This is a genomic window from Colwellia sp. C1TZA3, assembly GCF_007954265.1.
GTDB lineage: Bacteria > Pseudomonadota > Gammaproteobacteria > Enterobacterales > Alteromonadaceae > Cognaticolwellia.
This window is the reverse complement of sequence record NZ_VOLS01000044.1, coordinates 25,923-36,287: the sequence shown is the minus strand read 5'-3', so window position 1 is coordinate 36,287 and position 10,365 is coordinate 25,923. Positions and strand designations below refer to the sequence as shown.

General features: G+C 36.4%; 8 protein-coding genes. 5 read left to right on the top strand and 3 right to left on the bottom strand.

Annotation, left to right across the window (positions count from 1 at the left end; translation table 11 throughout):
* Positions 1 to 185 precede the first annotated feature (185 nt).
* Positions 186 to 437, top strand: coding sequence for a LysE/ArgO family amino acid transporter (locus tag ESZ39_RS18090; RefSeq protein WP_317615717.1), 252 nt, complete (start codon positions 186 to 188; stop codon positions 435 to 437).
* Positions 438 to 440: 3 nt separating this feature from the next.
* On the opposite strand, the gene ESZ39_RS12890 is transcribed toward ESZ39_RS18090, so the two are convergent.
* Complete coding sequence (locus ESZ39_RS12890) at positions 441 to 782, bottom strand: Fis family transcriptional regulator (protein WP_146880307.1); 342 nt, start codon at positions 780 to 782, stop codon at positions 441 to 443.
* A gap of 1,453 nt (positions 783 to 2,235) precedes the next feature.
* On the opposite strand from ESZ39_RS12890, the gene ESZ39_RS12885 reads away from it, so the two are divergent.
* The gene (locus ESZ39_RS12885) at positions 2,236 to 3,609 is read left to right on the top strand and encodes a hypothetical protein (RefSeq protein ID WP_146880306.1); all 1,374 of its coding nucleotides are present in this window, start codon (positions 2,236 to 2,238) and stop codon (positions 3,607 to 3,609) included.
* A 375-nt stretch (positions 3,610 to 3,984) separates the two neighbouring features.
* Here ESZ39_RS12885 and ESZ39_RS12880 read toward each other — a convergent pair whose 3' ends face one another.
* The gene (locus tag ESZ39_RS12880; RefSeq protein WP_146880305.1) at positions 3,985 to 4,872 is read right to left on the bottom strand and encodes an alpha/beta fold hydrolase; all 888 of its coding nucleotides are present in this window, start codon (positions 4,870 to 4,872) and stop codon (positions 3,985 to 3,987) included.
* Positions 4,873 to 5,562: 690 nt separating this feature from the next.
* Here ESZ39_RS12880 and ESZ39_RS12875 point away from each other — a divergent pair.
* Positions 5,563 to 5,829: a CBU_0592 family membrane protein gene (locus ESZ39_RS12875; RefSeq protein ID WP_146880304.1), complete on the top strand. Its 267-nt coding sequence runs from the start codon at positions 5,563 to 5,565 to the stop codon at positions 5,827 to 5,829.
* A gap of 211 nt (positions 5,830 to 6,040) precedes the next feature.
* Complete coding sequence (locus ESZ39_RS12870) at positions 6,041 to 7,210, top strand: hypothetical protein (RefSeq protein WP_146880303.1); 1,170 nt, start codon at positions 6,041 to 6,043, stop codon at positions 7,208 to 7,210.
* An 81-nt stretch (positions 7,211 to 7,291) separates the two neighbouring features.
* Here the strand turns inward: ESZ39_RS12870 and ESZ39_RS12865 are convergent, their stop codons facing one another.
* Entirely contained in the window at positions 7,292 to 7,552 is a 261-nt protein-coding gene (locus ESZ39_RS12865) for a hypothetical protein (protein ID WP_146880302.1), read from the bottom strand.
* Between the two features lie 922 nt (positions 7,553 to 8,474).
* Between ESZ39_RS12865 and ESZ39_RS12855 the strand changes: the two genes are divergently transcribed.
* Positions 8,475 to 10,310 carry a GNAT family N-acetyltransferase gene (locus ESZ39_RS12855; RefSeq protein ID WP_146880300.1) on the top strand — a complete coding sequence of 612 codons (1,836 nt, stop codon included), beginning with the start codon at positions 8,475 to 8,477 and terminating at the stop codon, positions 10,308 to 10,310.
* The last annotated feature ends 55 nt before the right edge of the window (positions 10,311 to 10,365 follow it).

Here is a 10,365-nt window from a genome sequence, read left to right as displayed (position 1 = left end):
AGTTAAAATAGCTCAAGGCTGTGTTGCTCTCAATCCCAATAGCCAGCTATTGCTCAATCGAGCGCCTTACCTTGAGTTATTTTTCCTGCGCACAACAAGATCACAAACTTAATGGAACTGGTATTATACCAGCTTGTGGTTTCGCCAAGCATGGCTTAATAGCGATACCAGCGAGTAAGATTTAGCTGATAAACCCACATGTTTACCTTGATACAGTAATGATATTGGACAGTGTTGGCGGGAAGTTTCAAGGCAATGAGAAAATAGCGTTTACGCTTGGCACTAAGTTGGCATCTATGTTGTGGTTTTATAGTTTAGCTGGAGCAGCGGCAAAAATGTCACCTTGGCTTAACCAAGCTAAGGTGAGAAGAGTCATTGATATGCTTGTTGGCTTAATCATCTGCGCTATCGCATGGTCGTTGTTTAATAGTTTATAATATTCAAGCCAATCTTTTATGCCAATTGCCAGCGTGATACAGCGTACAGTTTTCTTCACTGTCTAACTCTATTTGGTTTTTAACACTGTTAAGCTTTATGCCAATACCTGCCAAGCTATCGGTAATGAATAACGCTAGCTGCTTGCTATCATCTGACTTTAAGTAGCTGGCTAATTTTTGATTGCTATCAAAAACACAAACAATTTTTAAACTGTCTGGAAAGTTATCGAAATTAACGGTATGTGTTAACCACTCAAAGCCGTCAATTTCTTCTAGTGCTGATTGACATACTTCGGTTAACGACTTTATTATTTGGTTATCTATTTTCTTATCTGATTTACGCATTATTTATTAACATTACCTTTAAACTTTATCTTCGATGGATACACTTTATATAATAGCACTTTCATTAATTTTATGGTCTTGTTGTGCGCAGAGACTTTAATATAATATCTTTAATATAATGCCTGTTGTGGATAATCCTTAGTACATAATTTTTAGTAGATAACCCTTACCAATAGTCTTTAGCAAATAACTTTGATAATTGGTTTTAAGAAAAGTTGTTTGCAAAACTATGGGTGATTAAGTCACTGGCTTTAGTGCCTAAATCATTATTTTCCCTAAATTTTTGCTCACTAATAAAATTTGTCCACCGCTGATGAAACTATTAAGGTTAAATTTTTTAGTTTTATTATCTACAGCATAGCCTGCAGATACCGTGACCAAAAGCGTTACTTCATCCTATACTATTAAAAAATCTCTAAGGCTATCAGCTTGATTAGCCGTTTTTTGCAACTAAAATAGAACCTGATAATAGTCGCCACCAATAAGTAATATTCAACTAATGTACTCGAATGAGTCTATCAGAAAATTGTTATTTTTAACCTGATCTAACGCTAAAATAGCCCTATCAAGGAAGTTCTCGGTCTAGTCAGTTAGCTCATTGGTTTTTAACTTAGCGTTATAAGCATAAACTGGATGCCATAAGCTAAAGTATGCTTATACATCAACTTGGCTTAACAAATGCTCAATAAAAAGACGGTTGTTATCGTTATTTAGATACTGTACTTTTTTCAATTCGATATAATTTTCTAAAGGCTGTTTTGGCATATACTTTTGTCACTAAAAAAATGGTTAAAAGTAACACAATAATAATGCTGAGGTTCAGTAGAGTGATCCTGCTAGTTAAGGTCATTTTATAAATTCCATTTTTAACAAACGGCCAATGTTTGAACAGTAGCTTAACTTATATTGCCATAAAAGCATGAAATTTTTACTTTCAATTGAAAGTATTTTTTAATTGTATAAGTCAAACTAACTTCACAATAACTACACTTAAATCCTCGTACTCTGACAAAGTCCCAGCATACTAATTTATTTTGACTACCAAGCAGTAAAGACCAATTTTTAAAGTCTACTAAATACTCGGTCAATGGCTTTTAAAAGACTATCAAAAGAGTGTCAAAAGAGTATCAAAAAAGTAGCCAATGCCATATATTATAAATAAGCAGTATATAAACTCAAATTTTCAAGCTATAACCAAACTTAATGAAAGCTTAATATATTAATCGCAAATTAATTAGTGGTTAATTAGTGAGTTTGCCACTGCATTTGACACTACATTTAGCAAAGTTAGAGACAAAGTTTTCCTCCAAAGCTGAAAAAATTGTCATTAAAATAATGTATAGTAAAAACAATCAGCAATTAACAGACTTTATTATGAGATTACTCATCAAAGTAATGCATAATGAATTGATTCAGGCTTGGTAATAAAACCGACAAGGAGCAGAGGATATAAGTGAATAACGCTAAACTCACCCAAGACGAAAACCTTTCCATCAAGGTCAGTTACCAGTTATTACCTACTGATCATCAAAGACTCGACTTATACTTTTCACTCCCAGTGGAAATGGGTATCGGCCCTAAAACCTTGGACGAGGAGCATTACTTTCATAGCCGTATAGAAAATCACAGTGCTTATTACTCAGACCAACTGCACTTACCTTTAGTACGAAGCCGCTTTATTAGCCAAAAGAAAGGTGAGCTAAGTGACTATCGACTTAACCTTAATTTATTTTCTTATCAAATTTTAATTGCCTTAGATACAGATATAAAACAAACCATTAAGCTTAAAGAAAGTAAAGACTTTTACCCGCAAGCTATTGTACTAGCAGAGTTAATTTCTGGGTTACTAAAAAAACTAAGACGATATACGCCATCAGATAAAAAGCTCAGTCCATTTTTTCAAAATGCCGACAACTACCTTAGTTGGCAAGTAGAGCAGTCATTTTTAAAGTTGCTATCTCGAGGACCAAAAAGTAGTGATTTCTCTACCGAAAGAAACTTCTTGTTTGCACTATGTCGCAGTGAAAATGAATACCGTGCAACAAATAAGTATAATTCAGAAACTACCTTGGCTGATCCTAACCGCATCACCAACAAAATGCGTTTACTGCAACGATTAATCGAATACGGCGTAGTAATGCAAAAAGAAATGAAAAGCCTCAATCGTAATTTAAAACGTATTGTGCGTGGCACAGTTACGGCGATTATTATGGCTTTTGTGATGTTGTTGGTGCTAAATGCGCGTGCAAACTTTACTGAAGTCACTATTGCCTTAGTGGGCATGTTAGGCGTTGTTTATGGTTTAAGGGAGATATTTAAAGATGATATAACCCGTGTTATTTGGCGTAGTATTCAAAAAGGCTTACCTAAATGGAGAAATATTTACACCAATAGTGTTAATAAAACCCGTATCGCTAGTCAAACCATTTGGCTAGAATACATTCGCAATAAAGACCTACCTCAGCAAGTTGATAAGTTATTTCAAACTCGCCGTCATCAAAACAAACAAGCGGCACAATTACTACATTTTCGCAGTGACACTAAAGTTAATGCTAAAAGTTTTTTACCTGGCTATGATGAAATTCAGCAACGTATCTATTTTAATTTAACGCCCTTTATTCGCTTCCTAAAAAAAGGTGAAGGCCGTTTATATTCACTTGATGGCAGTAAAATAACAAAACAAGCGGTTGAACGCCGTTACCAAATTAACGTAGTGTTAATGCAAACAGATAAACAAGAGCTGCAACAAATACAACGCTTTAAGATCACCCTAAACCGCTCAACCATTATTAATATTGAAGCGATGAGAATAGATGACGACGATTGATAGCAGACATTTATCCCCATAAAAGTAGGTTTAATACCAGTCCCATTAAGTTTGTGATCTTGTTGTGCGCAGGAAAAATAACTCAAGGTAAGGCGCTCGATTGAGCAATAGCTGGCTATTGGGATTGAGAGCAACACAACCTTGAGCTATTTTAACTAGTACAAGTGAGCAATAACTTAATGGGATTGGTATAATACCAATTTAATTAATTAAGTGATCTACTTTTTCATGAGGAAAAATGAGCAGGTAATTAATCAACTTGGTATAACTACCGTTAAGCTAAAAAAATAGGCTACATTCACCCTAGCGAATTAATACAGCTCTACGTTGTAAGGCTAAATTATCAACGGAAAAATTTAACCTTAACAGCTGATTTCAACTATGTTCTTTTAACCAAGTAACGAGTTGGGGGAAGTGATCATCTACCGCCTTTGGGTGGGTTAGTATATTAATATGATTATAATCAACCAAGCTACCCGATTGTTTTGATAGCACTGAAAACTTTGCCGTGCTGTTGCCACATTCATCAATAAACAATTGTACATCTTGCTTGTGGCCTAAAGCATAATCACTAATACCAGTAAAATGCCACGTAGGTGGCCACACTATATTTTGCGCCGCACTAAAGTAGTTAAAACCGTCATGTTGATCACACCAATGACCCGGCATAACCCATGCTATGCTTTGAGACAGCGATTGCTGAGTTTCACTGTCAGAGCCAAAACGAAATTTTTTCCCATCAAAATAACCTTGCCTTTTTGCCAATATTGGCGCGATATAACGCCACATAAAACCTAATTTAAAATAAGCTTCGAAGGTTTTAACACCAACAACACGCTTAGTACCAAAACAAGTTTTGCTGTGTACTTTGTCAAGCCATTGCGGATAACGGGCTAGAAAACTCGCCATTAATACACCACCCCAAGAATGGGCAATAAGATGAATTTTCTGAGTATTTACACTGTGTATTTTTTCTAAAAATAATGGAATATCTTGCGTAATAGCTTCGTATTGCCCAAATGTCGATGTCGCATTAATCGCCGGACTGCTTTTACCGCGTCCACGTAAGTCGCCCACATAAACATCAAAACCTTGCTCGGCAAGAAAACAGGCTAAACCTTTACCTTTTTCAGTATAAAAAATAAGGCCATTTTCAATTAAGCCATGCAACATAAAAATGGGTACACCACCATTATCTTTCCAAATATGGCGCAAGTGCAGTTGGTGTTCGCCGTCAGTAATATAAATCGACTCTTGTTGCATTAATACCAATTACATTAAGTTATTGCTCACTTGTACTAGTTAAAATAGCTCAATGCTGTGTTGCTCTCACTCCCAATAGCCAGCTATTGCTCAATCGAGCGCCTTACCTTGAATTATTTTTCCTGCGCACAACAAGATCACAAACTTAATGGAACTGGTATAACACATACTCGTAGGCTGTTGACTGTTCGTTAAGGTTTAAAATATTGCTCGACACCAACTAGGACGAAACTATGGTCATAACTGAAGGTCATAACTGAAGGTCATAACTGAAGGTCATAGCTGAAGGTCATAACGGAGGGCAATAGCTAAAGACTATAGCTAACAGCGGTAACTAATAGCCCTGTCGATGGTCAGACCAGAGGATTAGCTTACGTATTTTTAAAGTAAAGAACAAGTACTTAAAAAATTTATGGTAACTACCATTTTTATAATCGGCTCAGGCTTAATAAAATCACTATATGGATGCTGCTAATCAGATATCTGCCTTGCTCTTTTCATCACTCTCACTCGGTAAACGTTTGTTGCTTTACCTTATGTAAAAAACTGCCTACAATAACCGCGAATTTATCCTAGTAAGGCTTAGGCCTTGCTACTGGTAAAACGACAAGCTGTTTCATGGAACGAAAACGATCCAACCCACGGATAGGGCCAGCATTTTGGATCACCCTCTATAGCTTGGAGTTTCTCATGATTGATTTATTATTTAATATCATTGGCATGTCTGGCACCGTTCTCATCGTTGGCGCATTTATAATGTTACAACTAGAAAAATTAAGCCCTAAAAGTTTGGCTTATAATCTCACTAACCTTTTTGGCGCTATATTACTGTTAATTAGCCTGTGCTATAACTTTAATTTAGCCAGCTTTATTATTGAACTATTTTGGATTGCCGCCTCAATAATTGGCTTAGTTAAGTATTATACCAAATCGCCATCACCAATAAGTGCCAAATAACAGTTATTTTTCGAAACAGCAAACCTTTGTCAGCTCAGTTATCGTTATTGAACAGGCAAAGGCTCTCCTTGATTACCCCCAACAATATTTGTCGTTTTTTGCAGCCGTTTATATTTTATCTACTTAATTATGCTTTATCGCTTGTGTTAGACAGTTTTACACGTATCATGCCGACCTATTTTTGTTTTTATCATCGGAAAACCCCTGTTTCATGAGAAAATTACTTACCTCGCCAAATGCCATGTCGCTTAGCGCTACCGAACAAACAATTTATCAAAATGCGTTGTCGTTAGTTGCCGATCTCAGCCTTAATTTAATGGCAGTAAAAGTAGAGAGTCATCCAGATAATTTTCTTAACTGGTGCAGAGAGTTATACCGAATTTGCTTACACGACATCAACCAAGATTTATTAGAACCTAGTCAACAAAAACCCTTAAAAAAACTACAAGACACCATGTCAAATGGTGTTAGTGCTTGCCAATTAAAAATGGCTCGTATTATCCCATGGGCAATATTTACCAGTTTTGTAGAAGAACACGCCACGTTACAAGCTTTACCAGAAAGGCTTAAACTCTTAAATTATATTGCGACGATACGCCGTAATAAATTAGCTGAAATGATTGATGAAGACCGATTGGCTTTTGCAGGCAAACATAGCGCCCAACATGATATTAGTGTTTATGATTTTGATGTTGAATGGTTTGCCGGCACACGCGGCGCAAAAACTTTTCATCAGTTATTAAAATCTCACCCACAAGACTTTGATCAAGCGCTTGATAACATTCCGTTAGATGGCGAGGTTACCTTGGCAGACTATCAAAACTTTGTTAATGCCTACAAAGCGATATTTGCCAGTCATACTAATGAAGAAAAAGCGCCCTTAAGTGCGGCAACTCGTTTATTGGCTATGCGCCGCCCAGACCAATTTATTGCCCTAAACAGTGGTAAAATAGACACCCTTTCGCAAGGCTTAGGCTTAGTAAAACTCAATAACCAAAGTTTTGATGATTATTGGCATGAGATGATAGAGGCCATTAGAAACACACAATGGTGGCGCAGTGAAATGCCGAGTGATGAAGTTGAACTTCAGCTTTGGCAAAATCGAGCCATATTAATTGATTTGTTTTTATTTGCTGACAATTCGTTGGCACAAAACTCAAACTACATTCGTATGCGTGATAAACCTAAAAAAATTAAAATTGGTGTCGCTAAAGCGGTAAAACGTAGTAAAGCATCAGCCGAAGCTATTGTAGATAAAGCTTTTGAATCGGATGATATTCCTGACTTTATCCTCAATATGCGCAGCACCATAGTGAACAGCGTTAAAGATGGTAAAACGGTTGATCAAGCGATAACCTTAATGCGTAATATTTTTGGTTAGTTGTTGATTTAAGCGCAGCTTACTGAAGCTACCTTATTATAAGCCCAATATTATTGGGCTTTTTTATAGCTAAAATATAAACTATTTTTCTGCTTTTTTATTTGCAGCTAAGTTTTGCTGATACTCCCGCTCACGAGCCATTAATAACAGCGTTAAATACAGTTTTGTTGGTAATAAAAAAAGCAAGCCAAAGGCAATACAGCAGGCACAAATAATAATACCGGTAACGCCCATTTTTGTTGGCAGATCTACATATAAAAGTAAATAATATCCTAAAATAAGTAAAATAAGACCGATAAAAATAAAAACTTTAATTAAACGTACTTGTGCTGATTCCGACATAAACCCTCGCTACGGTAAACTAATACCAATCCCATTAAGTTATTGCTCACTTGTACTCGTTAAAATAGCTCAAGGCTGTGTTGCTCTCAATCCCAATAGCCAGCTATTGCTCAATCGAGCGCCTTACCTTGAGTTATTTTTCCTGCGCACAACAAGATCACAAACTTAATGGAACTGGTATTATACCAAGTTGATTAATTACCTGCTCATTTTTAATGGTTAAAATGAATAACTACAGCGTTATAAAATTTATAAGGTGAATAACTACTGACTAAATTTTATGCCTTGTATTTATCCATTTTTCCTCATGAAAAAGTAAATCACTTAATTAGTCAAATTGGTATAACTTAACCGTTAGGCCATACTTATACCAATCAAACTAACTAAGTGATCTTTTTAAATGGTCTAAATATCCAATAACATCGTTGCTTTCAATCCCAATAGCCAGCTATTGCTCAATCAAGCGCCTTGTTCTTGAAAATTTACCCTCATTAAAATTTGCACCATTAATTAATTTGATTGGTATTATACCAATCTCATTAAGTTATTACTCACTTGTACTAGTTAAAATAGCTCAAGGCTGTGTTGCTCTCAATCCCAATAGCCAGCTATTGCTCAATCGAGCGCCTTACCTTGAGTTATTTTTCCTGCGCACAACAAGATCACAAACTTAATGGAACTGGTATTATACGAGCCTTACTAATTTTTTGATCATTTCTACTGGTTAAAAAAGCCAACAACCAAATTATTTATTAATTATTGGAACAACTAGTTATTGTATAAATCCTTTGTATTTTAAGGTTTTACTTGGACATACAATAAACCTGCTAATTCATAAAGCAGCTATTAAACAGATACCGCTTACATTCTGTGATAAATTTAATTCTAAAGTGGCGCAAACAAAGAGAATTCAGAGAAAATTATGCCGATACGCAAAAAAAACCAAGCAACTATAGATTGGTCTCAATATCTCAAATCTGGCAATCGAGTTTTTATTGGCTCTAATGCGGCAGTGCCTAATGCATTAATTGATAATCTTATTGCCAATAGCCAAGGTTTACATGATATTGAAGTTGTGCATATTTTAACGCTTTCAGACAACGTTTGGGCTGATAAAAAGCACCAAGATTTATTTAAGGTTAACGCGTTTTTTATTGGCGGTGAAAAAATTCGTACCGCGATTAATGAGGGACGTGCTGATTATACCCCGTCATTTTTATCTGAAATTCCCAAACTGTTTAATGAAAATATTTTACCTTTGGACGTCGCCTTAATTATGGTCGGTTCACCTGATGAATATGGCTATTGTTCACTCGGGGTCAGTGTTGATATTGTGCCAGCCGCTATTAAAAAAGCTAAAGTTGTTATCGCACAAATCAATCCCAAAATGCCACGCACTAATGGTCATAGTTTTGTCCATATGAGTCAAATTCACGCCCATATTACCGTTGAACAATATCTACCTGAGCTGCCAAAGCCTGAAATTAATCAGGTCACAGAACAGATAGGTCAATACGTGGCGATGTTAGTAGAAAATGGTGCCACCATCCAAATTGGCATTGGTAAGATCCCCTCTGCTGTCTTGCGTTACTTGGCTAACCATAAAGATTTAGGTGTGCACAGTGAATTAATTTCTGATGGTATTATCGACTTAATGCTTTCAGGTGTTATAAACAATCGCAAAAAAACCTTTCATAAAGGAAAAACGGTTATAAGTTATTGTGTCGGCACTCGTCGCTTATACAAATTTGTTGATGGTAACCCTCACGTTGAGTTTTACCCGAGCGAACACATTAACTCACCAGTAAATATTGCCCGCAACGACAACATGGTTTCTATTAATAGTGCTATTGAAGTCGACTTAACCGGTCAGGTGGTTTCTGACTCCATCGGCTATTATTTTTATAGTGGTATTGGTGGCCAAGTAGACTTTATTCGTGGCGCCTCATTAAGCAAAGGCGGTAAACCCATTATTGCCCTGCCATCAACCACCAAAGATGGCAAAATATCTCGTATCGTCGCGCATATTACCGAGGGTGGAGGCGTGGTGACCTCACGAGGTCATGTGTCTTATGTAGTCACTGAATACGGTATCGCTTCACTGCAAGGTAAAAGTATTCGTGAACGCGCACTAGAATTAATTCGTATTGCCCACCCTAAATTTCGTGATCAACTACTTAAAGATGTACGTAAACATTATTGGGTACCTGAATATCAAGCAAACACCCCAACATCGGTACCTGAGCTGGGTAAGGTTGAAATAAAACGTTTTACTTTTGCTGATTCTGAATACTTCCTTAGACCCTTATCGCCATCGGATGAACGTAAACTACAAGAGTTTTTTTATTCTCATAACCAAGAAACATTAATGATGCGATACAACCACCATGCAACACAAATGACCCGTGAAAAATCGTGTGATTTAGTCAGTGTCAATCAACAGATTGATTTGGCCTTGTGTTTAACTGAACGAGATCATTTAGGCGAATCTATACAAGGTGTTGCCCGCTATTATTACCTTAAAGCAAGTAATAGTGCTGAAGTTGCTTTTGTTATTAAAGAAAGTAAACGCGGCAAAGGTATGGCAAAAGCACTATTGGGTGAATTAATCGCCATCGCTAAAATTCGTGGTTTAACGCAATTGGTGGCTTGTGTACGACGAGACAATGCTCCTATGTTGAAAGTATTCGAAAATGCAGGTTTTTTAAGAGCGCCTTCTGAAGGTTATGACGAAGTGAGCTTAGCTTACACACTATAATTAAACACACAGCACAGTAGTTAAACAACCAAGCTATTAATCATTCATAACTATT